Below are 24,887 nucleotides of genomic sequence, written 5' to 3'. Positions count from 1 at the left end.
CACTCTCAGCGGGCGGCGGGGAAGCCTTCGTCGGGGAAGGCGGTGGAGGCGCCGGGCAGGACGACCTGGTCGCCTTCCGAGAGGCCGCCCGTGATCTCCACGTAGCTGTCGCCGCGTACGCCGACCTTGACCGTGCGGGGCGAATGCGTTCCGCCGTCGGCCACGGTGACCACGGCCGTGCCGTCGCCCTGGGCGCGTACGGCCTGCGAGGGGAGGTAGAGCGCGTCGGCCGCCTGGCCGGTCGTCACCCGTACGGTGGCGCTCTGGCCCAGCAGCAGCCGGGCGGGGCGGCTGTTCAGGACGATCGTCACGCCGTAACGGACCAGGCGGTCGCTGGTGGTCGCGGTCGGGTCGATGTGGGCGACCGTTCCCGGATACTCCTGCCCCGGTCGCGTGGCCAGCGTCACGGTGGCCGCCTGACCGACCTTGAGGAAGCGTATGTCCGACTCGGTGAACATCGCCTGCACCTGCAGGTCGTCGAGGTCGCCGAGGGTGATGAAGGTCCCCGAGGTATAGCGGGAGCCGACGGTCCCCGCGACGGACATGACCGTGCCGTCCGCCGGAGCCTTGATCCTCACGCCGGCGAGCGCCTCCTTGGCCTCGGCCAGTTCGCTCGTCGCCTGGCTGACCTGTGCCTCGGCCTGTGCCTCGGTGAGCCGGGCACCGCCGCCCTGGCCGCGCTGTCCACCCTGGCCGCCCTGGCCGCCCTGCCCTGCCTGAGCGCCCTGTCCGCTCTGCCCTGTCTGGCCGCCGCCGAAGCCCGCGCGCCGGTGCGCGCCGCCGCCCTGCCCCTGCGAGCCCTGCCCCTGACCGCCCTGTCCTTGTCCGCCCTGCCCCTGACCACCCTGTCCCTGCGAGCCCTGTCCCTGGCCGCCCTGGCCTTGACCGCCCTGCCCGGGTGCGCAGGCGGAGGAGGAACCGCCGGAGGGGCTCGGCGTGGCGGACGGCTGCCGCGACGGCGCCGTAGGCAGGATCGAGACGCTCACCTCGGGGTTCGGCGCGCTCGCGCCGTGGGGGCGGGCCGGACGGTGCGGCCTGGACGGTTTCGGGTGCGGATGCGGGCGTGGCGTGGCCGTGGGCGCCGGACCGGGCTGGGGATCGGCGCCGCCGTGGTCACCACCCAGGTACGCCACCAGGCCGATGCTCGCCGCGCTCGCGCTCGTGTTCGCCGTGCTCGCGCCCTCGTCCGCCGCCGCCGCCGCAGCGGCGGCGGCAGGCCGGCTCGAAGGCCGGGCGGTCGCGGAAGACTGTGACCAGGGCGGCGAGGAGGGGCGTGTGGTCACCTGCCCGGAAGGCCGGACGGAAGGGGTCGGACACGCGACCGGGCCACCACCGCCGGTGGACGTACCGGACCCGGAGCCGCCCGCGTTCCCCGCTCCCGCTCCAGTTCCGCCCGTGTTTCCCGATCCGGCTCCGCCCGCGTTCCCCGATCCGGGCCCGGAGCCGCCCGCGTTTCCCGCTCCCGATCCCGCTCCGGCTCTGCCCGTGTTTCCCGCTCCGGCTCCGCCACCCGTTCCGCCGCCCCGGGGCCTGGCCCCGCCCGCGCCTCCCGAGCCGGTTCCGCCGCCGAACGCGCCGGCCCCGGAGCCACCCGCGCCACCCGCACCACCCGCACCCGGCGCGGCGGCTCCGCCCGTGGCGGCGGTGCCGTTCTCGACGTCGTCGAGGGTCTCCTGCGCGGCGGCGAGGGCGGCCTTGGCGGCCTCGTAGTTCTCCTTGGCGATGGTGTCGTCGATCTGGGCGAGGACCTTGCCGCGCCGGACCTTCTGGCCCACCTTGACGTAGACCTTCTCGACCGTGCCCTCCGCACCGAACGCGAGATCGCGTACGCCGGTGTCGATCGTGTTACCGGCGGCCGAGACGTACGACGCGACCGTGCCCCGCTTGACCGAGGCGAGCGCTATCCGGTCGGCCACGGAGGTGTCGCCGCCGGTGGCGGAGATCACGGCGACGCTCGCGATGACGATCCCCGCCAGCGCGAGCCCTCCGACGCTGAGTGGAGTGCTCGATCTCATGCGGACATCCTGCTGACGTCACGTGACCGGTGGCTTGGCCGTACCTGAGAGTTGTCTGTGGATGCGCCTCCTGATGCGGACTGTCAGCAAACCCTCAGCATCGGCCTAGGTTGCCCGAAGCGGGGTTTGCCATGGTTCGACGTCGTGAAGCTGTCGACGAAGCGCAGGACGCTGATCATCAACGGTGTCCTGGTGGTACTGCTGCTGGGCGGGATCGCGGCGGCCTGGGCGTCCGTGGGAGGCGACTCCTCCGGAGACGGCGCCGCGCCGCTGACGACCCGGGTGACCCGCGGGACCGTGCTCGCCTCGGTCTCGGCCTCCGGCTCCGTCGAGAGCGCCAGGACGCGCGCCCTCGACTTCAGTACGGCCGGCACCGTCGAGTCCGTCCTGGTCGAGAGCGGTGACAAGGTCAAGAAGGGTCAGGTGCTCGCGCGCATCGACGACACGGCCGCTCGGGAGAGCCTGGAGGCGGCCAAGGCGAGCCTCGACGCCGCCGAGGAGGCCGACACCTCGACCGCCTCGGGCTACTCGCAGTACATCAGCGCGAGGAACGCCTATCGATCGGCCGAACGGGCGGTGGCGGGCACGGTGATCAAGGCGCCCTTCGCCGGGGTTGTCACGGCGGTCAACGGAGCCGTGGGCGGCTCCTCGGGCGCGTCCGGCGGATCCGGAGGGTCCTCCAAGGGCGGCCAGGCGCAGTCGCAGAGCGGGTCCGCGGGTTCGAGTAGCACCGGCGGGGCCGGTGGTTTCATCGAGATCGCGGACCCCGCTCACCTGCGGATCGTGGGGAACTTCACGGAGGCGGACGTCAGCCGGATCAAGGTCGGTCAGGCGGCGACCGTGTCCTTCGACGCGCTCACCGGAGTCACCGCCTCCGGCAAGGTGACGGTGGTCGACCCGCAGCCGCAGACGAACAACAACGTCGTCCAGTACGCCGCGACGATCTCGCTGACCGGCGTGCCGTCCACCGTACGGCTCGGCCAGACGGCCACGGTCCAGGTGACCGTGGGCAAGGCCGACGACGTGCTCACGGTGGCGTCCTCGGCGGTCACCACGGCGGGCGGCCAGACCACGGTGACGGTGCTGGAGAACGGCAGGCAGGTCGTGAAGCGGGTGGAGGTCGGCCTGAAGGGCGACATCACCACCGAGATCAAGTCGGGACTCCAGGAGGGCGACCAGGTGGTGCGGCCCCAGGCGTCGACGACCGGCGGAGGCGGCATCCAGTTCCCCGGCGGCGGAGGCGGCTTCGGCCGCGGCTTCGGCGGAGGCGGCGGCGGCCGCGGAGGCAACCGATGAGGGCCGGCCCGCCGCCGGTGCTCGGCCCCCCCGTGCTCGATCTGAGCCACGTCACCAAGGTGTACGGCGAGGGCGAGACCGCGGTGCACGCGCTGCGCGGAGTGTCGCTCCGGGTGGAGCGCGGCGACTACGTGGCGATCATGGGCGCCTCCGGCTCCGGCAAGTCCACGCTGATGAACATCGTCGGCTGCCTCGACATCCCGTCCGGGGGGACCTACCACCTCGACGGCACCGACGTCGGCGGGCTCGACGAACGGCGGCTCGCGATCGTCCGCAACCGCAAGCTCGGCTTCGTCTTCCAGTCCTTCAACCTCATCCCCAGGATGAGCGCGGTCGCCAACGTCGAGCTTCCCCTGGCGTACGGCGGGGTCAAGGCCGCGGAGCGGCGCCGCAGGGCGCTGGCCGCGCTCGACCGGGTCGGGCTCGCCGACCGCGTCCACCACCAGCCCAACGAGCTGTCCGGCGGCCAGCAGCAGCGGGTGGCGGTGGCCCGCGCGCTCGTCACCGCGCCGACCCTGCTGCTCGCCGACGAGCCCACGGGCGCTCTCGACAGCAAGTCCAGCGAGGACGTCATGAACATCTTCGACCGCCTCAGCGCGAGCGGCCGCACCCTGGTCGTCATCACGCACGAGGAGGAGGTCGCCGCACACGCCAAACGGGTCGTCCGCCTCATGGACGGCCGGATCGTGGAGGACGCGCGCACCACGCCGGTCGGCGGACTGCCCCCGCGGCTCGCGGAGGTGGCCTCGTGAACGCCGCGGAGGTCCTGCGTTTCGCCCTGCGCGGCCTGGCCGCCAACAAGATGCGCAGCGCGCTCACCATGCTCGGCATCCTGATCGGCGTCGCCGCGGTGATCCTGCTGGTCGCGATCGGCGAGGGAGCCTCCCAGCAGATCCAGCAGAACATCCAGCGGCTCGGCGCCAACTCGCTGACCATCACGCCGTCCACCGCGGGCGGCGGAGGCGGGCCGGGCGGCGGGTTCGCCCGCGCCGCCGGCGGCAGGGGAGGCGGCGGCCAGGCCGGGCGGCAGAACAGCGGCCCCCGCATCCAGGCCAAGAACCTCACCGTCGACGACGCGCGGGCGCTGGCCGACCCGGCGAACGCCCCCTCGGTCAAGAGCGTCTCGCCGGTCGTGACGGCGCAGTCCCAGACCGCGACGTACGAAGGGGCCAGCTACTCGATCAGCCAGCTCGTGGGCACCTACCCCAGCTATTTCGAGGCGTCCAACAAGCCGGTGGCCAAGGGCGCCTACTTCTACAACGACGACGTGCTCGCCGCGCGCAAGGTGGTGGTGATCGGTCAGACGGTGGCCGAGAACCTGTTCGGCACGGTCGATCCCCTCGGCAAGCAGATCACCGTGTCGGGCGTGCCGTTCACCGTCGTGGGGGTGCTCAAGGAGGCCGGCTCGTCCGGGTTCCAGGACGCCGACGACGTGGCCATCGCCCCGCTGCCCGCCGTGCAGCAGAGCCTGACCGGATTCGGGCCGCTGGGACAGATCCTCGTCCAGGCCAAGAGCGCCGAGGCGGTGGACGCCGCGCAGACCGAGGTCACCGAGGTGCTCGACCAGCGGCACGGCATCACCAACGCGGCGGGCGCCGACTACCGCATCCTCAACCAGGCGACCCTGCAGGAGACGGTCAGCGCGGCGACGGGGACGTTCACGGTCCTGCTCGGCGCGGTGGCCGCGATCAGCCTGCTCGTCGGCGGCATCGGCATCACCAACATCATGCTCGTCACGGTCACCGAGCGGACCAGGGAGATCGGCATCCGTAAGGCGATCGGCGCGCCCAAGGGCGCGATCCTGGGCCAGTTCCTCGCCGAGGCGACGATGCTCAGCCTCGTCGGCGGCCTGATCGGCGTGCTGATCGCCGTGATCGGCGCCCAGTTCACGATCGCGGGCGTGCAGCCGGTGATCGTCCCCACGTCGATCGCGCTGGCGCTCGGCGTCTCGATCGCGATCGGCCTGTTCTTCGGCAGCTACCCCGCCAACCGCGCCGCCGGGCTGCGGCCGATCGAAGCCCTGCGCTTCGAGTGATGGCCGGGCCCATGGAAGGGAGACGAATGTGAGCAGGCACGACACCGAGGAGCTTCTGGAGACCTCGCCGTTCGACGACGACCTCCAGGAGGTGCTGGCGGCGCGTCCCGCTCGGCTGGGCGGGTCGAAGCTGACGCTCGCCCTGGCCGGAGGCGTCCTGCTCGTGGCCGGGCTGCTCCTCGGCATCCAGGTGCAGAAGCTCCTGGGCGGCTCCACGCCGGGCCGGTTCCCGTCCCGCGCGGCCGGTGCCGGTGCGTACGCCGGCGCCGGTCAGGCCCCCGGTGGTGGAGCAGGTGGTGGAGGAGCGGGCGGGTACGCCCGAGGCGCGGGCGGGGGCGGCGGATTCGCGGGCGCGGGCGGCGGAGCGGGAAGACGAGCGGGCGCGGGGGCGGGAGCAGGGCCCGGCGGCACGACCTTCGGCACGGTCAAGCTGGTCGACGGCGACAAGATCTATGTCCAGACCGTGAACGGCGGCGTGGTCACGGTGACGACGTCGGGCGGCACCAAGGTGCAGGTCACCAAGCAGGGGAAGATCTCCGACCTCAAGCCGGGCAGCTTCGTCACCGTCGCGGGGACCGCCGACGCCCAGGGGCAGGTGGCGGCGACGTCGGTCACCGAGGGCTCGGCGATGGGCCGGAGGGCGGGATCGTGATCAGGGAAGGCCGGCTGCTGGTCGTCGACGACGAGCCCGACATCAGGGAGTTGCTGTCGGCGAGCCTCCGATACGCCGGGTTCGAGGTGATCACCGCGTCCTCCGGCCGCGAGGCGGTCCAGATCGCCGCCAAGGTGCATCCCGATCTGATCGTGCTCGATGTCATGCTGCCGGATCTGGACGGCTTCGCCGTCTCCGACCGGCTCCACGCCTCCGGGCGGCGGATCCCCGTGCTGTTCCTCACCGCCAGGGACGCGAACGAGGACAAGATCACCGGGCTCGGCTGCGGCGACGACTACGTCACCAAGCCGTTCAGCCTGGAGGAGGTGCTCGCGCGGATCCGGGCCGTGCTGCGGCGCACGCGCGGCGGCGACGCCGTCCCCGCCCGGCTGCACGTCGCCGATCTGGAGCTCGACGAGGACTCCCGGCAGGTCTGGCGGGACGGCGTTCCCGTACGGCTGTCGCCCACCGAGTTCAAGCTGCTGCGCTACTTCATGATCAATCAGGGCCGGGTGGTGTCGAAGGCGCAGATTCTCGACCATGTCTGGCACTATGACTTCGGCGGCGACCGCAACGTGGTCGAGTCGTACGTCTCCTACCTCCGGCGCAAGATCGACACGGCCGGGCCGAAGCTGATCCACACGCTCCGCGGCGTGGGCTATGTCCTTCGTGCGCCGCGTCAGTGATCTGCTCCACGCCGGCGGGCGGGCCCGCGACGCCGGTGCGAAGACCGGTGAGCCCACCCGCGCCCGCCGGTGGCCCCGGCTGTCGCGCGCGGTCGGTGGGCTGCGCCTGCTGAGCGTCCGCGAGCTGCGGCGCCGGGCGGCGAGGAGCCCGCTCTGGCTGCGGCTCGTGGCGGGGACGCTGCTGCTCGTGACGCTCGCGATCGCGCTGACCGGCGGCTTCGCCGTGCAACTCCTGCGGGGTTATCTGGTGGACCGGGTCGACGGGCAGCTGATGGCCGTCGGCCGGCGCCCGGTGGAGCCGCAGCCTCCGTTGCAGGCCACGGGCAACCTGTCCCGGCCGCCGCGCCAGTTCGGCTCGTTCTACATCGTCCTGCTCGACCGCGACGGCGGTGTCGTCCGCACCGTACAGGAGCCGCCGAACGCCGATCCGCTGCCCGCGCTGCCCAGGCCGCGGCAGGACCGCAGGCTGTGGCTGTTCACGGTCGAGGGCCCCTCGGGAGCGCTGTGGCGGGCGATCGCCGTACGCGAGGAGGGCGGCGCCGGCTTCCGCGTCGCGGCCATCAGCCTGGCCGACATCGACGGCACGGTCTCCCGGCTGGCGGTGATCGTCATCGGGGTCGGCCTCGCGGTGCTCGTCGCGCTCGGGATCGCCTGCTACTGGCTCGTACGGCGCAGCCTGCGCCCGCTGGGGGAGATCGAACGGACGGCGGAGGCGATCGCGGCCGGAGACCTGTCGCGGCGCGTCCCGCTCCGGCACCGGCGCACGGAGATGGGCCGTCTCGGCCGGTCCATCAACGGCATGCTCACGCAGATCGAGACGGCGTTCCGGGAGCGGGAGGCGTCGCAGGAGCGGATGCGCCGCTTCATGACCGACGCGTCCCACGAGCTGCGCACCCCGCTCACCTCGATCCGCGGCTTCGCCGAGCTGTATCGGCAGCAGAGTTCGCAGGATCCCGTCCTGTTGCTGCGCCGCATCGAGGACCAGGCGGTGCGGATGGGCCTGCTGGTGGACGACCTGCTGCTGCTCGCCCGGCTCGACCAGCAGCGCCCTCTCGAACGCCGCCCGGTCGACGTGCTCAGCCTCGCGGCCGGGGCGGTGCTCGACGCGCAGACCCTCGCGCCGGACCGGGAGATCGACCTGCTGCGGCTGGACGACTCGGACGCGCCGGTGCGGGTGCTCGGCGACGAGGCGCGGCTGCGCCAGGTCGTCGGCAACCTCGTCAGCAACGCCTTGCGGCACACTCCCGCGGGCACCGCGTTCCGCGTCGGCGTGGGGATCGTGTCCGGATCGCAGGCCCTGATCGAGGTGGCCGACGACGGGCCCGGTCTGTCCCCCGGCGACGCCGAGCGCGTCTTCGAGAGGTTCTACCGCGCCGATCCCTCGCGCAGCCGGTCGGACTCCGGCGGCACGGGGCTCGGGCTGTCCATCGCCGCCGCTCTCGTCCAGGCCCACGGCGGCACCATCACGGCCGACAGCGAGCCCGGCCGCGGCGCGGTCTTCCGCGTCCGCCTCCCCGTATGCCCTCCTCGACCGGAGGTCCCTCGACGAGGGGCTCCTCGGCAAGAGGCTCCCGACGAAAGGCTAGGGTGATCCACTTGCGATACCTGTCCATCGCGGCCGCCGCGGCGGTCCTGGCGGTCACGGTGACCGGCTGCGGCGGGGGTGACGACACCGCCGCCACGACCACGACCACGACGCAGGCCGCCGCCGGCGGCGGTTCGAGCGCCGGGCCCCAGGCCGCGTTCACCGAGTGCCTGCGCAAGAACGGCGTCACGCTGCCGAGCGGGCGGCCTTGGGGAAGGCCCGGCGGCAGGCCGACGGACAGGCCGACAGCACGACCGACGGCCAGACCGAGCGGAGGCTTCGGCGGGTTCCGGTCGATGGACCCCGCCATGAGCAAGGCGTTCGAGGCGTGCCGCTCCCTGATGCCGCAAGGCGGCAGGGGCGGGTTCGGCGGCCGGCGCGGCGCCGATCCGCAGGCCATGCAGGCGTTCCGCACCTGCATGAAGGACAACGGCGCCGAGCTGCCCGCGGACGGGCGGGTGCGCCGCGATCCCCCGACGGCGGACCCGAAGGCGGCCAAGGCGTACGACAAGTGCAAGGTGCTGCTGCCCGCGCCGAATTCCGCGCCCACTCCCGCCGCCTGAGGGCCGGGGCGGCGGATTCGTCGGCCTTCCTCAGGGAAGGTCGGAAGCATGGCGGGGAGCGACAGGTTGCGGTCCGCTCTGGAGAGCCTGCGGCGTCACCTCGATCAGGACCTGTTCCCCCTGGAGGTCGGGGACGCCGCGGCCGACCGGCGCGTCCTGGCGGAGCTGCGCGGGCAGCTCGACGACTACCTGCTGCCCCGCCTGTCGGCCATCGACGCGCCGCTGCTCGCCGTGGTCGGCGGGTCCACCGGGGCCGGCAAGTCCACCCTGGTCAACTCGCTGGCCGGCATGCTCGTGACCGAGCCCGGGGTGCTGCGGCCCACCACGCTCGCGCCGACCCTGGTGTGCAGCCCGGACGACACCGCCTGGTTCACCTCCACCACGATCCTGCCCGGGCTGGCGAGGGTGACCGGCGGGGCGGCCGGCGGGGGACGCGGCGAGCCCGGCACCCTGCGGATCGCCCCCGTGGACGCCCTGCCGCCCGGGCTGGCGCTGCTCGACGCCCCCGACATCGACTCAATCGTCACGGCCAACCGCGAGCTGGCCGCGCAGCTGCTCGCCGCGGCCGACCTGTGGCTGTTCGTCACGACCGCCGCGCGGTACGCCGACGAGGTGCCGTGGAGTTTCCTGCGCCTGGCCCGGGAGCGGAGCACGGCCCTCGCGGTGATCCTGCAGAGGGTCCCGGACGAGGCACGCGGACCCGTGGCCGCCGACCTGACCCGCCTCCTGAGGGAGAACGGCCTGGGCGGCACACCGCTGTTCGCCGTCCCCGAGCTCGAGCTGCCGTCGGAGCGCGCCCGGCTGCCCGGCCACGTCGTGCAGCCGATCGCGACCTGGCTCGCCGACCTGTCCGTGGACGCCAAGGCGCGGGCCGAGGTCGTACGGCGCACCCTGTCCGGCGCCCTGGACAGCCTCGGCACCCGGGTGCCCGACCTGGCCGACCGGGTGGAGCGCCAGCGGGCGGGGATCGACGAGCTGCGCGACATCGCGGGCAGGGCGTACGACGTGGCGATGTCGGCGTTCGACGAGGGGATGCGCGACGGCAGGCTGCTGCGCGGCGAGGTGCTGGCCCGCTGGCAGGACTTCGTCGGCACCGGCGACCTCATGCGGGCCCTGGAGTCCCGCATCGGCTGGCTGCGCGACCGCCTCGCCGCCGCCCTCCGCGGCCGCCCGGCGCCCGACAGGGAGCTGCGGGTCGCGCTGGAGAGCGGGGTGGAGTCGCTGATCCGCGCCACCGCCGACGCCGCCGCGGAGCGTGCCGTCGAGGCGTGGCTGGCCCTGCCCGCCGGGCGCGACCTGCTGGAGAAGTCCGGCGTCGCCGTCTCCGGGCGGCTCGGCCGCGCGTCCGCCGATCTGCCCGCCCGGGCAGGCGTGGCCGTACGCGCCTGGCAGGGGCACGTGCTCGACCTCGTCCGCTCCGAGGGCGCCGACCGGCGCACGCTCGCGCGGGCGGCGTCGTTCGGCGTGAACAGCCTCGGCGTGCTGATCATGCTGGCGGTGTTCTCCACGACCGGCGGGATCACCGGCATCGAGCTGGGCATCGCCGGCGGCACCGGCGTGCTCAGCCAGAAGCTGCTCGAAGCCGTCTTCGGCGACCAGGCCGTACGCGCGCTGACGCAGGACGCGCGTGAGGACCTGCGGCGGCGCGTCCGCGCGCTGCTCGACGAGGAACGCGCCCGCTTCACCTCCCTGCTGGAGGGGCTGGGCCCGGCTCCGGAGACGGCGGCCCGGCTGCGGGAGGCCGACAAGGCCGTACGGGAGAGGGGCGTCCTGTGAAGCTCCCGCGCAGGAAGGCGGAGGTGCCGCTGGACGACCGGCTGGAGGCGCTCGCGGAGGCCGCGGACCTGGCGGAGGGCCGGCTCGGCCAGGAGGCCGTGGACCACGCCCGAGCCGTGGTCGCCCGGGCCGGCGCACGGCGCGGCCTGTCGGTGGAGCACACTGCGGTCGCCCTCGCCGGGGCGACGGGGAGCGGCAAGTCGTCGCTGTTCAACGCCCTGTCCGGGACCGAGCTGGCGGCAGTGGGGGTGACCCGGCCGACGACCGCCAAGGCGCAGGCGGCCCTGTGGGGCGCCGGCGGCTCTGGACCGCTGCTCGACTGGCTCGACGTCCCGTTGCGGCACACGGTCGAGGGCGACGCGTCCGGGCTGATCCTGCTGGACCTGCCCGACCACGACTCCATCGAACTGCCCCACCGCCGGGAGGTCGACCGTCTGGTCGCCGCGGTCGACCTGCTGGTCTGGGTGCTCGACCCGCAGAAGTACGCCGACGCGGCCGTGCACGAGCGCTACCTGCGCCCGCTCGCCCGGCACCGGGACGTCATGGTCGTCGTGCTCAACCAGGTGGACCGGCTGCCGGAGCGGTCCGTCAAGCGCTGCCTCGACGACCTGCGCGGCCTGCTGGCGGCCGGCGGGCTCGAAGGGGTGCCGGTGCTCGGGATCTCCGCCCGCACCGGCGAGGGCGTCCCCGAACTGCGGGCGCTGCTCGACCGTCAGGTCTCCCGCCGCCGCGCGTGGTCGTCGCGGCTCGCCGCCGACGTGGCCTCGGCCGCCGCCGCGCTCTGGGCCGACACCCGCCCCCCGGACGCCCGCCCCCCGGACACCCTGCTCCCGGACGCTCGCCCTCCGGACGCTCGGACCCGGGAGAGCCTGCCGGTCACCGCACCGCCCGCGCCGGGGCAGGTGGCGGTGCCGGAGGTCGCCGCGAACAGGGCGCTGACGCGGGCGCTGGCACAGGCGGCCGGGGTGCCTGCCGCGGTCGAGGCGGTCGCGAAGTCGCACCGGCACCGCTCGATCGCCGCGACGGGCTGGCCGGTGACGCGCTGGCTGCGCAGGCTGCGGCCCGATCCGCTGCGCCGTCTCCACCTGGCCAAGGGCGCCCGCTCCTCGCTGCCCGCGGCCACCGCCGTGCAGGTCTCGGCCGTCGACACCGCCCTGCGCGACGTCGGAGCCGCCGCCTCGGCCTCGGTGCCCGAGCCGTGGGCGACCGCCGTACGGCACGCGGCGCGGTCGCGGTCGGGGGAGCTGACCGACGCCCTGGACCGCACTGTCGCCGCGGCCACCTCCGGCGGCGTCTCCAAAGCCCCTCGGTGGTGGCGCGTGGCGGGGACCGCGCAGTGGCTGACCGTCGCGGCGATGGCCGCGGGCGCGATCTGGCTGCTCGTGCGCTTCGCGCTGAACTACCTCATGCTGCCCGAGTTGCCCACCCCCACGGTCGGCCGGGCGCCGTGGCCGACCGTGCTCCTGCTGGGCGGCGCGCTGGCGGGAGTGCTGATCGCCGCGCTGTGCCGGGTGTTCGCCTGGATCGGCGGGCGGCGCAGGGCGCGCAGAGCCGTCAAGGCGTCGCGCGCCGGCATCGAAGAGGTCGCCGGGGAGCTGATCATCGCGCCCACCAGGGACGAACTCGCCCGCTACGCCAGGTTCGCCGACCGCGTCACCCGCGCCCTGGGGAGTGCCTGACACGACCTGGCGTGATCAAGCTCGGCAGCGTCATGCGGGCGTCATCACGACCTGTGTTCCACGGCCTTCGCCCTGCGGCCCTGCCACAGGTTGTCGGCGGCGAGGGCGCCTCCTCCGCTGAAGGCGATGGCGAGGCTGGCCGCCGCGAGGCTCAGGACGAACTCGACGCCGTCGTCGGCGATGAAGAAGCCCTTGCTGCCGTGGACGAAGACGATCGCTCCCAGCATGTCGAGCGTGAGCAGCGTACCGACCACCGGCAGCAGCAGCCCGAGCACCAGTGCCACGCCTCCGGCCAGCTCCAAGGTCGCGATCACCACGGCCGACACCCAGGGAACAGGCACGCCCTGCGATGCGAAAAACGCGGCCGTGCCGCCGATGCCCGACATCGCGAACTTCTCCCATCCGTTCGCGATGAAGACGGTGCCCAGGCCGATGCGGGCGAGCAGCAGCGCGATCCGCCGTGCCCTCTCGATCAGAGTCGGCTGTTCATCCAACGCCTGGCTACCCATCATGGACGTCCACGGCGGACCGTCGAGCGACGAGACGACATATTCACGACGCTATGGACCAGTCGGATAGGCGGACAATCCCTGTCCGGTCAACGGTCCGTTCGGTAATTCACGTCCTCGGCCGCCCGGCCCACATGCTTCATCCGGGCCGCCGGACGGCGCGACGCTCGACGAACACGTCGGCGACCCCGGCGGCCAGGGCGGCCAGCACGAACATGATGTTGACCAGCAGCGCTTGCTGGAACGACGCCGCATAGATGCCATGAGCCGAGCCCACCGCCGCGATACCGACGGAGGCACCGATGCGCTGTCCCATCTGCAACATGCCGCCGGCGACCCCGGCCTCGGCGACGGGCACCGCCGACAGGGTCAGCGTCTGGTTGGGCGAGACGATCAGGCCGTTGCCCACCCCGGCGACGAACAACGGCGCCGCGATCGCCCAGGCCGCGTTCTGGCCGGAGACCAGTCGCGTGGCGGGTTCGGTGGCGCCCAGTCCGAGTGTGACCAGCACCAGCCCGAACACGACCAGCGGGCGGCCGAACCGGACGACGACCCGGCCGCCCAGGGCGGCGCTGAGCGCCGATCCCAGCGCGAATGCCGCGCTCACCCAGCCCGCCCGCAGAGCGGAATAGTGCAAGCCCTCCTGGAGGTACTGGGTGATGATGAAGAAGATCGCGGTGAATCCGCCGAAGTAGAGCAGCGCGAGCAAGGTTCCGAGGGCGTACGAGCCCCGGCGGAACAAGGAAAGATCGACGATCGGGTCGTGGCGCTTGCCGTACCAGTGCTCCCAGCCCACGAAGCCGGTGAGCACGACGGCCCCGGCCAGTATCAGCAGCCACTTGCCCTGTCCCGGCCATGCGCGTCCCTCCACGAGCGGAAGGATCAGCAGCAGGACGCCGGCGGCCAGGAGCAGCACTCCCACAGGATCCATGCTTTCCCGCTGCCGCTTCCCGGCCGGCCGCCCGGGGATGTACCGGTACGCCAAGATCATGGCGATCAGGCTGATCGGAATGCTGACGTGCAGGACGTGGCGCCACCCCTCGCGCTGACCGCTGAACTGGATGAGCAGGCCGCCGAGCAACGGGCCGACCGCGGTGGAGATGCTCATCGTGGCACCCAGCAGGCCGAACGCCCGGCCGCGCTCCGCCCCCTGGAACAGCTGTTGGATCAGGCCGGTGACCTGCGGAGCGATCACTCCCGCGGCCGCCCCCTGCACGACCCGCGCCGTGATCAGCCAACTCGACTCGGGGGCGGCTCCGGCGGCGGCGCTGGCCAGGGTGAACAGGGCCGCGCCGAAGAGAAACACGTTGCGCCGGCCGTGCGTGTCGCCGAATCGCCCGGCGGGCACCAGCAGCAGCCCGAAGGCGAACGCGTATCCCGACACCACCCACTGCAGGGCGCTCGGCGGGGCGTCCAGCGCGACGCGGATGGAGGGCAGCGCCACGTTGACGATGCTGATGTCCAACCATGTGACGAAACCGGCGATCAGGCAGACGGTCAGCGCCTTCCAGCGGCGGGGGTCGGCACCCATCTGCCCGTGCCTGCCGGGCGTCCCGTCCGCGGGGACCCCGCCGCTCGACCGGTCAGGCACCGGTGCGCGCACCTCGCCCCGGCGAAGCGGCGGGGAGCCGCCCACCCTTCACGGAGATGCCCACACACCAGGTCACAGCCTTCCCCTCACGTGTCCAGCAGCAGTGGTCCCCCTGATCGGGTACCCGTCAGGTCACCGCTCACTTATCGCGATGACAGTCGTCACGGGGATTTGGGAGGCGATCGCCGCCGCGGGGCATGACAGGCGCCTGACAGAGGTTTGGCAGAGCGGCCTGTCACGGTCGGGGCATGCATGAGAACACGGACGTACTGATCGCCGGGGCCGGGCCGACCGGGCTCACCCTCGCCGTGGACCTGGCCCGCCGGGGCGTCCCCTTCCGCATCGTCGACCAGGCGCCCGAGCCCGCGGCCGGCTCCAAGGGCAAGGGCCTGCAACCGCGTTCGCAGGAGGTCTTCGACGACCTCGGGGTGATCGGCCCGATCCTGGCGGCGGCGACGCCCTACCCGCCGCTGCGGGTCAGGATCGGTGCCGTGCCGATCTGGCAGGCCCGCATGCACAGGACCGCCGCGGCCACGGACGCGGTGCCGTACCCGACGGTGCTGATGCATCCGCAGTGGCGCACCGAGGCGGTGCTGCGCGAGCGCCTGGCCGGGCTGGGCGGGAAGGTGGAGCAGAGCAGCGCGCTGACCGGCTTCGAGCAGGACGCGGACGGGGTGACCGCCAGGCTCGGCACGGGACAGAGCCTGCGGGCGCGTTACCTGGTCGCGGCGGACGGCGGCAGGAGCCAGGTGCGCAAGGCCCTCGGCATCGGCTTCGCCGGCGAGACCCGCGAGGAGGAGCGGATGGCCCTCGGCGACGTACGGGCCGAGGGGCTCGACCGGGACCACATCCACGTCTGGGTGCGGCCGGGCAGGGGAATGGTGGCGCTCTATCCGATGGCCGGCACCGACACCTTCCAGATGCTCGCCTCGCTGAAGCCGGGGGTCACACCGGAGCAGACGTTGTCCGGATATCAGCGGATTCTCGCTGAGAGGTCCATGCTGCCCCGGGTGCGCCTGACCGAGCTGCTCTGGTCCTCCCTCTACCGGGTGAACATCCGCCTCGCCGACCGCTACCGGTCCGGCCGGGTCTTCCTGGCCGGGGACGCCGCCCACGTGCACCCGCCGGCGGGCGGGCAGGGGCTCAACACCGGCGTCCAGGACGCCTACAACCTGGGCTGGAAGCTCGCCCGGGTGCTCGCGGGGGCGCCGGAGGCGCTGCTCGACACCTACGAGGAGGAGCGCAGGCCCGTCGCCGCCGGGGTGCTCGGCCTCAGCGTGGATCTCGCCGACAGGAAGTCCTACAAACGTGGCGAGGACACCTACCAGCTCTCGCTGAGCTACCGGGGCGGCTCGCTCGCCCGGCGCGGCGGCGACCGGGTGCCGGACGGCCCGCTGCCGCTGGCGGACGGGACGCGGGCCCGCATGTTCGACCTGCTGCGGGGCCCGCACTTCACCCTGCTGTCCCCCGACCCCGCTCCGCGCGTCCCCGGCGGTCCCGAGGTGCGGGCGTACGCGCCGGCCGGGCCGTACGGCGGCGAGCGGCACACCCTCGTACGGCCGGACGGCCACGTCGGGATCTCCACCTCCTCGGTGGAGGAGCTCGCCGCCTACCTGGCCATGGTCTGACGCCGGGCTACGGCCGCTCGTCTGGGCGCACGGCGTGGGCCGGGTCGGGGTTGGGGACGTCCGCACCGAGGACGGGGCGGGAGGCTTCGATCTGGCGCGGTCCCAGCTCGCTGTCCTCGGCCGCCGCCTTGGCCTCGGCGGCGGCGCGCTCGGCCTCGGCGACCGCCTCGTCGCGCGCCGTCCTCCGCTCGTGCTCCCTGCCGTCCGTCACGGTGGCCCGGCTCGCGGGCAGCGATTCGGTGAACGCCTTCGACAGCGTGCCGAGCGCCGAGGTGACCTCGCTCGGGATCACCCACATCGTGTTGCCCTGACCCTGGGCGAGCTGGGGCAGCACCTGGAGGTACTGGTAGGCGAGCAGCTTGGGGTCGGGGTCGTTGCGGTGCACGGCCTGGAACACCTCGTCGATCGCCTGCGACTGACCCTGGGCCTTGAGGATCTGGGAGGTCCGCTCGCCCTCGGCCCGCAGGATCGCGCTCTGCTTGTCACCTTCGGCCGTGAGGATCTGCGACTGCCGCTGGCCCTCGGCCGTGAGGATCGCCGCGCGCTTGTCCCGCTCGGCGCGCATCTGCTTCTCCATGGCGTCCTTGATGGTCTTCGGCGGGTCGATCGCCTTGATCTCGACCCGGTTGACCCGGATGCCCCACTTGCCGGTCGCCTCGTCCAGCACGCCGCGCAGCTGGCTGTTGATCATGTCACGAGAGGTGAGCGTCTTCTCCAGGTCCATGCCGCCGACCACGTTGCGCAGCGTCGTCACGGTGAGCTGCTCGACACCCTGGATGAAGTTGGCGATCTCGTACTCCGCCGCCCGGGGATCGGTGACCTGGAAATACAGCACCGTGTCGATGTCCACGACGAGGTTGTCCTCGGTGATGACCGGCTGGGGTTTGAACGACACCACCTGCTCGCGCAGGTCCAGCAGCGGGCGGACCCGGTCGATGTAGGGGATGACGAAGTTCAGGCCGGGGCCAAGCGTGCGGTAGTACCTGCCCAGACGCTCGACGTTGCCGGCTCTCGCCTGGGGCACGATCCGGACCGCTCGCAGCACCGTCAGGATCGCGACGAACGCGATGACGATTCCGGCGATCAGTGCAGCGTCCATTGCTCACTCCCGGGGATATACGAGGGCGGTGGCGCCCTCGATCTCTATGACATCGACCGTGGCCCCCGGCGGGATCACGAGCGTCTCGTCGTAGGCACGTGCCGACCACTCCTCGCTGCCGATCTGCACCCGGCCTTCCCTGCCGGTGACCTCCCTGGTCACGTAGGCGGACTTGCCGACGAGGGCGGACACGCCGAAGCGTTTCGGCGGCGGCTGCTTGATGTGCCGGAGCGCGATCGGGCGCACCCCGGCGAGGCCGGCGGCGGAGGCGATGACGAACACGGCGAGCTGGAGCGCGGGCGGCAGTCCGACGGCTGCGACGGCGGTCGTGAGCAGGGCCGCGATGGACAGCAGCCCCAATGAAGCGGTCAGCGTGAAGATCTCTGCCACGCCCAGTGCCGCCGCCAGGATGAGCCAAATGATCCAGGGGTCCATTGCCGCCTCCATAGCGAGGAACGAACACCGCTCGGGTGGGGTTCCTCCTCAAACCTAACGCGTTAGGTCGCGTTGTCCCAGAGGCAGGGCCTTACTCAGGGAACCCGGGGCCTCACCCAGGGGAAGCGGTGACGCGGAACTCGTTGCCCTCGGGGTCGGCCATCAGGATGTGGTCGTCGAACGCCTCCAGGATCGTGCCGCCGGCCCGCACCAGCCGGGCGGCCTCCGTCCTGATCCGCTCCCACCGGTCGGCGGCCGTGCCGTCTCCCGGCACGCGCACGTCGATGTGGAGCCGGTTTTCCGCCGTCTTCCGCTCGGGGACCCGGACGATGGAGAACCGGGGGCCGGCCCCCTCGGGGTCGCAGAGGCAGGCTCCGTCGTCCTCGGCGCCGCCGGCCGGCAGGCCGAACCGCGCGAGCGACTCCTCACTGGTCGCGTGCCGGGCCGCCGGGATCTCGTCGACGTAGCCGAGCGCCGTCTTCCAGAACTCGGCGAGGAGCCGCGCGTTCTCGCAGTAAAGGGTCAGATCGATTGCTACTGCCATGCCTCGACCGTAATGCAGGACGCTGACTCGAACGCCACCGTCTCTGTCAAGAGGCGGTGGAAGGGGTCTCGGCGCCGTCCTGCCGGAGGGCGCTGCCGGCCAGCCAGCGGGGCCAGGAGAGCTGCCAGTAGCCCCAGCCGTTGTTCCATTCCAGGTCGCGCGTGGTGCCGGTGACGATGACGGGATCGCCGCGCAGCGCATGCTCGTAGAACCACCGCGCCTGGTCGGGGCCGACGTTCACGCAGCCGTGGCTGACGTTGACGCGGCCCTGCGCCCACACGTTGTCCAGCGCGTGGACGTACTCGCCGCTGTTGGAGATCCGCACGGCGTAGTCGATGAGTTTGTCGTAGTAGCCGGGGTCGCCCTTGTCGCGGCCGGGCGAGACCATGCGGACCGGGTTGCCCCTGTCCATCGTCAGGTGGATTCCGCTCGTGGTCGTGTATTCCCTGGTGGTCGCCATGCCGGCGCTGATCGGCATGCGCTGGACCACCCTGCCGTCCTGCCGCACCACCATCTGGTGGGTGCGGGCGTCGACCGAGCTGATCATGGCCCGTCCCACGGTGAAGGCCACGCTCCGGTCGGCGGCGCCGTACGTGCCGGGGGCGGCGCGGACGCCGGCGAGATGGGCGGTGACGCGCACCTCGCCGCCGGTCGGCCACCACTTCCGCGGCCGGTAGACGACCTGGGTGGAGCTCGCCCAGTGCCACGCGCCCTCGGCCGGGCCTCGGACCTCCAGCGCGCGCTCGACCGCCGCGCGGTCCTCGACCGGTCTGGTGAACGTCACGACGATCGGCATGCCGATCCCGACGGTCTCCCCGTCGGACGGGACGACCGAGGCGACGGCGAGCTCATGGTGCGGGGTGAGCGTGTGGAACCGGGCCGCGACCTGGGCGGTGACGCTCTGGGACCCGGTCGCGACCGCGTTGACGACATACTGCGTGCCGGGGCGCAGCGTCCACGACGACCGCCACACGGTGTGCGCCGGATCGAAGGCGCCGGGCACCGGGTCGCGTCCCGCGAACGCCAGCACACTGGTCAGCCTGCCGCCCTCCGCCCTGACGACCAACCCCGCCTCGGGCGCGACCGCCACCGCGCCGGAGGCCGGGGTGATCGTGATGCGCGGCGCGGGCGGCACGCGTACGGCGCAGCCCGCGACGAGCGCGGAACAGGCCACGAGCAGCACCGCGAGCAGCCCGGCGAGCAGCCCGGCGAGCAGGGTGCGGGCGGCGGGAGGCGGGGTGCGTGGCGTCACGGGCACCAAAGATAGCGATGGGTGACGACAGAAATACGCTAAGTCGCCGGAAGGATCTTCCCCGACACCTCGCCGAGGCTGACGCCGTGCGAGGTCCACGCGCTGATCGTGACGGTGTCGCCGTCCTCCAGGAAGCTCCGGGTCTCGCCGGGCAGTTTGACCGGATATGCGCCGTTCCAGGTCAGCTCGATGAGCGAGCCCGGCTGCCCGACCGACGACACCGTCCCGCTCGCGAACAGGTCGCCCGTGCGCAGCGAGGCGCCGTTCACGGTCAGGTGGGCGAGCATCTGGTCGGGCGTCCAGTACATGTCGCGGAACGACGGCGTCGAGACCGTCTCGCCGTTCAGTTCGACGTGCAGGGTGAGGTCGAGACCCCAGGGCGCCTGCCGGCGGAGGTAGGCGAGCGGCTCCGGCTCCTGCGACCGGCCCTCGACCCTGGCCTCCTCCAGGGCGTCGAGCGGCGTGATCCACGCCGACATCGAGGTGGCGAACGACTTGCCCAGGAACGGACCGAGCGGGACGTACTCCCACGCCTGGATGTCGCGGGCGCTCCAGTCGTTGACGAGCGCCACCCCGAAGACGTGGTCCTCGAACGCGCCGGCGCGCTCGCCGAGCCGCGTCGGCACCCCGACGACGAAGCCGACCTCCGCCTCGATGTCGAGCTTGCGCGACGGGCCGAACGACGGCCGCTGCCCGCACGGCCGCCTGATCGGCGTTCCCGAGACGACGACGGTGCCCGCCCGCCCGTGGTAGCCGACGGGCAGGTGCCGCCAGTTGGGCTTCAGCGGCTCGTCGTCCGGCCGGAACATCCGCCCAAGGTTCGACGCGTGCTCGAACGAGGCGTAGAAGTCGACGTAGTCGGCCACCTCGATCGGCAGGTGCGGGGTCACCTCCGCCAGCGGGATCAGGTGGTCGCCCGTGGCCGCCGCCTCTCGCGCCCGCGCGCGCGTCTCCTGCCAGGACGCACGGCCCAGGGCCAGCAGCGGGTTGAGGCTGGGCGCCGCGTAGACGTCCCCGCCGAGGGCGGCGGCCAGGTCGAGGACCTGGTCCCCGACCCGGACGCCGACCCTGCGGGGCTCGCCGGGCCGGGAGAACACGCCGTACGGCAGGTTGCCGAGCCCGAAGCTCATCGCGCCCACGTCCACGCGTAGCCGGTGTCCTCGCAGGCCAGGGCGGCCTGGCCGAGGTCGAGCGGGCGGAACGTGTCGATCATGACGGCCATCTCGGTCGTCTCGGTGTGTCCCTGGCGCACGGCCTCGACGGCGGCCTCCACCGCGCCCGGCTGCGGGCCGTGCGTGAAGCCGGCCGGGTGGAGCGAGATCGAGCCGACGTCGATGCCCGACCCCTTCCTGGCGGTGTAGTCGCCGCCCACGTAGAACATGAACTCGTCGGAGTCCACGTTGTGGTGGTTGTACGGGATCGGCACGGCCTCCGGGTGGAAGTCCAGCGGCCGGGGGCAGAACGAGCAGACGACGAAGCCCGGCCCCTCGAAGGTCTGGTGGACCGGCGGCGGCGCGTGGGTCCGCTTCACGATGGGTTCGAAGTCCTGGATGTTGAACGCGTACGGGTAGAGGCAGCCGTCCCAGCCCACCACGTCGAAGGGATGGTGGGCGTAGGTCAGCCGGGTCAGCCCGCCCCGCGTCCTGACCAGGACCGGGACCTCCTCGCCGTCCACGAGCAGCGGCTCGGCCGGCGCGCGCAGGTCGCGCTCGCAGTACGGCGCGTGCTCCAGGAACTGGCCGAACCGGGACAGGTAGCGCTTGGGCGGCCTGATGTGCCCGGCCGCCTCGATCACCAGCGCGGTCACCGGGCCCTCGGGCACCCACCGGTGGATCGCCCCGGTCGGGATGACGACGTAGTCGCCCTCGGCCACGTCCAGCGCGCCGTACGCCGACTCGAACCGGGCCCGGCCGCGCGCGATGTAGACGCACTCGTCGCCCATCGAGTCGCGGTACAGCTCGCTGGGCGCGTCCGTCGCGGCGTACGAGATGCGGACGTCGGAGTTGCCCGCGAGCGGCATCCGACCGGAGACCAGGTCGCCGTCGGGCGTCAGGTCCCGGGTGCGGAAATGGCGCGGGGACAGCGGCAGGTTGGGCGTGAGGCCGGGCGCTCCCGCGTCCACGGCCTCGGCCTTGACGATGGCGGTCGGCGCGTGACGGTGGTAGAGCAGCGAGGAGTCGGAGGAGAAGCCCTCCTCTCCCATGAGCTCCTCCTTGTACAGCCCGCCGTCGGGCGCGCGGAACTGCACGTGGCGCTTGCGCGGCACCTGCCCGACCACCCGGTAGTACGGCATGACGCCTCCTCTGCCGGTCCCTAGGGAGCGCTTGTCCGTTAATCGGACGTATGCGTCCTATATATGTACGACGATTCGTCATGCCGACCGGAATGTCAAGACGGCGGCCACGAGCGCGCCGAGCCCCGGCTGCTGGAACGGCGACCGTCAGCGCGGGGGCTCGGACAGGGCGGACGTGAGGCGGCAGGCGGCCTCCAGGACCAGCGGGCCCACCTTGTCCGCGTCGAGATCGGTGAAGCTGACCACCCCGACGGACGCCTCCAGCCACGGCAGGCCCGGAATCGGCGCCGCGATGCCCTGCGCGCCCTCTTGGAGGTGTCCGCTGCTCGTGTGCAGCGGCGGCTCGGTGCGGCCCTCGCGCCGCGCGAGCAGCGCCAGCCCGGCCGCGCCGCGCGTCAGCGGATGGCGCGAGCCCTCCCGGTAGGCGACGTGGAAGTCGGTCCACGACGGCTCGACCACCGCGACCGCCAGGCCCTCGTCGCCCTCGGCCATGGTCAGGTGCGCGGTCGCTCCCGCCTGCTCGGCGAGCGCGCGCAGCGTCGGCAGCGCCGCCGCCCGCAGCAGGGGGTGCACGGCCTGGGCCAGCACGAGCACCCCGAAGCCCAGGTGCACGCGGCCGTGCGCGTCCCGCCGGGCGAAGCCCTCGGCCTGCAGGGTCGTCAGGAGGCGGTAGACGATCGGCCGGCTCAGGCCCAGCTCCTGGGCGAGCTCGGTCGGCGTGCGGCCCCTGTTCGCGTCGGCGAGCAGTCGCAACAGCCGCAAGCCCCGTTCGAGCGTCTGCGCCGATTCGGCCGCCATCATGCTCCGATTATCGCGGCACCGGTGCGCCTGTAGGCGAAAACCACATTCGACGTAGCCTACGTCGGACGTAGGTCCGTCCGCGATCAAGGAGTGGTGGATGAAGTCGGCGATCGTCGTGGGGGCGGGGATCTGGGGGGCGTCGCTGGCGTTACGGCTGGCCGACGAGGGCTGGCGGGTGACGCTCGTCGAGCAGTACGCGCCGGGCCACGTGCGTCAGGCCAGCGCCGGGGAGACCCGCCTGCTGCGCTGCGCGCACGGCTCGGACGACTGGTATCCCCGGCTGGCCTGGCAGGCCCGCGACGACTGGCGCCGGCTGGAACGGCGGGGCGGCGAGGAGCTGTACGTCGAGTCGGGGCTGATGTGGTTCGCCCGCGACCCGGACGGCTGGGAGACGCGCAGCGCCCGGGTGCTCGAGCGGCTGGACATCCCCTGCGAGCTGCTCGACCCGGCCGAGGCGGCGCGGCGGTTTCCCGGGCTGCGGGGCGACGACCTCGCCTTCGTGCTGTGGGAGCCGAACGCCGGAGTGCTGCGGGCCCGGCGGGCGACGCAGGTGACCGCGCGCCTGGCCGGCGCGGCCGGCGTCCGGCAGGTCCGCGCCCGTGCCGTGCCGTACGGACGCGGCGCCGGGGTCGTGGCGGACGGCGAGGTGCTGACGGCGGACCGCGTGGTGTGGGCGTGCGGCGCGTGGCTGCCGCGGCTGTTCCCGCACGAGGCGGGACACGTCGAGGTGACGCGGCAGGACACCTTCCACTTCGGGGTGCCCAGGGACTGGACCACGCCGCCGCTGCCCGCGTTCTGCGACTACGACCTGTCGGCGTACGGGCACGGCGACTTGGACGGCATGGGGATGAAGGTCACCGGCGACGCCGAGGGCGAGCCGTACGACGCGGAGAGCGGCGGCAGGCGGGTGCTCCGGCACACCGAGGAGCAGGCGCGCGCCTATCTGGCCAGGCGGTTCCCTTCGCTGGTGGGCGCGCCGGTGGTGTTCAGCCAGGTCTGCCAGTACGCGCTGACCAGGGACGCCGAGTGGATCATCGCCGAGATCGACGACGGCGTCTGGCTGCTCGGGGGCGAGTCCGGGCACGGCTTCAAGCACGCCCCGGCCCTGGCCGGATACGTGGCGGAGATCCTCGACGGCGCGCGGGAGCCGGAGGCGCGGTTCGGCCTGCACAGGCGGCCGGTGGCGCGGGGCCTGCGCACCAGCGGCGGCACCATGCCGTAGGGAGGGCGGCCGGCGGGCCTAGGTCGTGCCCTGGCGGGCCTGGCGGGCGCGCAGGACGATCTCCAGCTCGAACCGGACGTCGGGGTCGGAGAGCGCGTCGCCGTACAGCTGCTCGATCTGGCGCAGGCGATACCGCACGGTCTGCGGGTGGACGTGGAGCGCCGCGGCGACCTCCGCGACGCCCCGGCCGTGACACAGCCAGGCGAGCAGGGTCTCGGCCAGGCGGTCCTGCCGGCTCTGGGGCAGGTGGGCGAGGGGCGCGAGGCGCACCTCCGCCAGGGCGGCCACCAGGTCCTCGTCCTTGAAGACGACCAGCGTGGCCATGTGGTCGGCGCAGCGCAGCAGTCCCCGCCGGGGCAGGATGCCGCGGGTGCCGAGGTCGAGGGCCTCCCTGGCCCAGCCGAGCGAGTCCGCGGCGGCGGCGAGCGGCACGGCGGGGCCGATCGCGGCCCGCCATCCGCGCAGGACGCTCTCCAGCGCCTGCACCCGCCCGGGGCCGCCCGGGTCCGGCACCACGAGACAGGGGGCGTTGCGGTCGAGCCCGGTCAGCACGTCCGGCGGCAGCACCGGCAGGGGAGAGCCGCCGTCGCGTTCCTCCAGCGCCACCCCGGCGACCGTGCGGGGGAGCCGCCAGCCGACCGCCCTGGCCAGGTCGGCGACGGCCTCCGGCGAGGCCGCCGGACGGGTGAGCAGCAGGTCGAGCAGCCGCCGGCGGCGGCGCTCCATCTCGCCCGCCGCGTGCGCCCGCGCCTCGGCGAAGCCCTGCGCCGCCGCGTCGGCGAGCTGGTCGAGGTAGACGAAGATGGCCTCGCCCAGGTCGTACAGCGTCCTCGGGTCGAGGTCGAGCTGCTCGGACTGCTCGGTGAGCCGCCGCCACGCCACCCGCGCGCCCAGCCGCATCGCGGTCTGGAAGGGTTCGAGGCCGCGCCCCTCGGAGGCCTCGCCCCTGCCGATCGTCCGGAAGACCTCGGGGTCCCACGGCGCCCGCGGATTCTCGATGCGTTCCAGGAACCCCTGCAGCGCCTGGTTGACCGACAGCCGCAGGACCTTGATGTAGATCTCGTCGTCCGGGCGGGCGTATTCGGGCACCCGCCGCTGGATCTCCGTGATCATCTGGTCCGCGACGTCGCCGATGCGGGGACGCAGCAGCCTCGCGACGCCTGCCGGCACCGCGCCCCAGAACTCGTCGTCGCCTTTCAGCGCCGGCTCAACGCCCGCTGAGCGCT

Annotated in this window: 22 protein-coding genes; 11 read left to right on the top strand and 11 right to left on the bottom strand. The window is 73.1% G+C overall.

Annotated elements, in window-relative coordinates; all coding sequences use genetic code 11:
* Positions 1-5: 5 nt before the first annotated feature.
* Complete coding sequence (locus tag FLX07_RS29555; RefSeq protein WP_142574969.1) at positions 6-2,015, bottom strand: efflux RND transporter periplasmic adaptor subunit; 2,010 nt, start codon at positions 2,013-2,015, stop codon at positions 6-8.
* 144 nt (positions 2,016-2,159) lie between these two features.
* Here FLX07_RS29555 and FLX07_RS29550 point away from each other — a divergent pair, with 144 nt between their 5' ends.
* The 9 genes from FLX07_RS29550 to FLX07_RS29510 are packed head-to-tail and all read left to right on the top strand — an operon-like array spanning position 2,160 to position 12,287.
* Positions 2,160-3,311, top strand: a complete 1,152-nt coding sequence (locus FLX07_RS29550; protein ID WP_142574968.1) for an efflux RND transporter periplasmic adaptor subunit — start codon at positions 2,160-2,162, stop codon at positions 3,309-3,311.
* The gene (locus FLX07_RS29545) at positions 3,308-4,063 is read left to right on the top strand and encodes an ABC transporter ATP-binding protein (RefSeq protein WP_142574967.1); all 756 of its coding nucleotides are present in this window, start codon (positions 3,308-3,310) and stop codon (positions 4,061-4,063) included. The genes FLX07_RS29550 and FLX07_RS29545 overlap by 4 nt, the downstream gene beginning before the upstream one ends.
* The gene (locus tag FLX07_RS29540; protein WP_142574966.1) at positions 4,060-5,346 is read left to right on the top strand and encodes an ABC transporter permease; all 1,287 of its coding nucleotides are present in this window, start codon (positions 4,060-4,062) and stop codon (positions 5,344-5,346) included. Before FLX07_RS29545 ends, FLX07_RS29540 begins: the two co-directional genes overlap by 4 nt.
* A 28-nt stretch (positions 5,347-5,374) precedes the next feature.
* Positions 5,375-5,998, top strand: a complete 624-nt coding sequence (locus tag FLX07_RS37205) for a hypothetical protein (RefSeq protein ID WP_189105081.1) — start codon at positions 5,375-5,377, stop codon at positions 5,996-5,998.
* A complete protein-coding gene (locus FLX07_RS29530) occupies positions 5,998-6,684 on the top strand; it encodes a response regulator transcription factor (RefSeq protein WP_208762455.1) in 687 nt (228 codons plus the stop codon). The genes FLX07_RS37205 and FLX07_RS29530 overlap by 1 nt, the downstream gene beginning before the upstream one ends.
* Positions 6,659-8,275, top strand: a complete 1,617-nt coding sequence (locus FLX07_RS29525; RefSeq protein ID WP_142574964.1) for a sensor histidine kinase — start codon at positions 6,659-6,661, stop codon at positions 8,273-8,275. The genes FLX07_RS29530 and FLX07_RS29525 overlap by 26 nt, the downstream gene beginning before the upstream one ends.
* Positions 8,276-8,280: 5 nt before the next feature.
* A complete protein-coding gene (locus FLX07_RS29520) occupies positions 8,281-8,832 on the top strand; it encodes a hypothetical protein (protein WP_142574963.1) in 552 nt (183 codons plus the stop codon).
* Positions 8,833-8,880: 48 nt separating this feature from the next.
* Positions 8,881-10,608 (top strand): P-loop NTPase family protein, encoded by a 1,728-nt coding sequence (locus tag FLX07_RS29515; protein ID WP_142574962.1) that lies wholly within the window; start codon positions 8,881-8,883, stop codon positions 10,606-10,608.
* Positions 10,605-12,287: a YfjP family GTPase gene (locus tag FLX07_RS29510; protein WP_142574961.1), complete on the top strand. Its 1,683-nt coding sequence runs from the start codon at positions 10,605-10,607 to the stop codon at positions 12,285-12,287. The genes FLX07_RS29515 and FLX07_RS29510 overlap by 4 nt, the downstream gene beginning before the upstream one ends.
* A 44-nt stretch (positions 12,288-12,331) precedes the next feature.
* Here the strand turns inward: FLX07_RS29510 and FLX07_RS29505 are convergent, their stop codons facing one another.
* Positions 12,332-12,799, bottom strand: a complete 468-nt coding sequence (locus FLX07_RS29505; protein WP_223854278.1) for a DoxX family protein — start codon at positions 12,797-12,799, stop codon at positions 12,332-12,334.
* Between the two features lie 136 nt (positions 12,800-12,935).
* Positions 12,936-14,387 carry an MFS transporter gene (locus tag FLX07_RS29500; RefSeq protein ID WP_229689942.1) on the bottom strand — a complete coding sequence of 484 codons (1,452 nt, stop codon included), beginning with the start codon at positions 14,385-14,387 and terminating at the stop codon, positions 12,936-12,938.
* Positions 14,388-14,635: 248 nt separating this feature from the next.
* On the opposite strand from FLX07_RS29500, the gene FLX07_RS29495 reads away from it, so the two are divergent.
* Positions 14,636-16,015, top strand: a complete 1,380-nt coding sequence (locus FLX07_RS29495; RefSeq protein WP_142574960.1) for an FAD-dependent monooxygenase — start codon at positions 14,636-14,638, stop codon at positions 16,013-16,015.
* Positions 16,016-16,022: 7 nt separating this feature from the next.
* On the opposite strand, the gene FLX07_RS29490 is transcribed toward FLX07_RS29495, so the two are convergent.
* The 7 genes from FLX07_RS29490 to FLX07_RS29460 all read right to left on the bottom strand — a co-directional run bounded on the left by FLX07_RS29490 (position 16,023) and on the right by FLX07_RS29460 (position 22,439).
* Positions 16,023-17,114 carry an SPFH domain-containing protein gene (locus FLX07_RS29490; protein ID WP_142574959.1) on the bottom strand — a complete coding sequence of 364 codons (1,092 nt, stop codon included), beginning with the start codon at positions 17,112-17,114 and terminating at the stop codon, positions 16,023-16,025.
* Between the two features lie 3 nt (positions 17,115-17,117).
* On the bottom strand, positions 17,118-17,549 hold the full coding sequence (locus FLX07_RS29485) for an NfeD family protein (RefSeq protein WP_142574958.1): 432 nt from the start codon (positions 17,547-17,549) through the stop codon (positions 17,118-17,120).
* Positions 17,550-17,661: 112 nt separating this feature from the next.
* The gene (locus FLX07_RS29480; protein WP_142574957.1) at positions 17,662-18,093 is read right to left on the bottom strand and encodes a VOC family protein; all 432 of its coding nucleotides are present in this window, start codon (positions 18,091-18,093) and stop codon (positions 17,662-17,664) included.
* Between the two features lie 46 nt (positions 18,094-18,139).
* Positions 18,140-19,345, bottom strand: a complete 1,206-nt coding sequence (locus FLX07_RS29475) for a L,D-transpeptidase (protein WP_229689941.1) — start codon at positions 19,343-19,345, stop codon at positions 18,140-18,142.
* Positions 19,346-19,383: 38 nt separating this feature from the next.
* Entirely contained in the window at positions 19,384-20,475 is a 1,092-nt protein-coding gene (gene fahA, locus FLX07_RS29470; protein ID WP_142575025.1) for a fumarylacetoacetase, read from the bottom strand.
* On the bottom strand, positions 20,472-21,638 hold the full coding sequence (locus FLX07_RS29465) for a homogentisate 1,2-dioxygenase (protein ID WP_142574956.1): 1,167 nt from the start codon (positions 21,636-21,638) through the stop codon (positions 20,472-20,474). Before FLX07_RS29465 ends, fahA begins: the two co-directional genes overlap by 4 nt.
* A gap of 147 nt (positions 21,639-21,785) precedes the next feature.
* Complete coding sequence (locus FLX07_RS29460; protein WP_223854277.1) at positions 21,786-22,439, bottom strand: IclR family transcriptional regulator; 654 nt, start codon at positions 22,437-22,439, stop codon at positions 21,786-21,788.
* A 97-nt stretch (positions 22,440-22,536) separates the two neighbouring features.
* Between FLX07_RS29460 and FLX07_RS29455 the strand changes: the two genes are divergently transcribed.
* Positions 22,537-23,661: an NAD(P)/FAD-dependent oxidoreductase gene (locus tag FLX07_RS29455; protein WP_142574955.1), complete on the top strand. Its 1,125-nt coding sequence runs from the start codon at positions 22,537-22,539 to the stop codon at positions 23,659-23,661.
* A gap of 18 nt (positions 23,662-23,679) precedes the next feature.
* Here FLX07_RS29455 and FLX07_RS29450 read toward each other — a convergent pair whose 3' ends face one another.
* Complete coding sequence (locus FLX07_RS29450; RefSeq protein ID WP_229689940.1) at positions 23,680-24,831, bottom strand: PucR family transcriptional regulator; 1,152 nt, start codon at positions 24,829-24,831, stop codon at positions 23,680-23,682.
* Positions 24,832-24,887: the final 56 nt, after the last annotated feature.

The sequence above is a fragment of the Microbispora bryophytorum genome, assembly GCF_006874465.1.
GTDB lineage: Bacteria > Actinomycetota > Actinomycetes > Streptosporangiales > Streptosporangiaceae > Microbispora > Microbispora bryophytorum.
The sequence above is the reverse complement of the archived record's forward strand: the minus strand, read 5'-3'. Positions and strand labels throughout refer to the sequence as shown.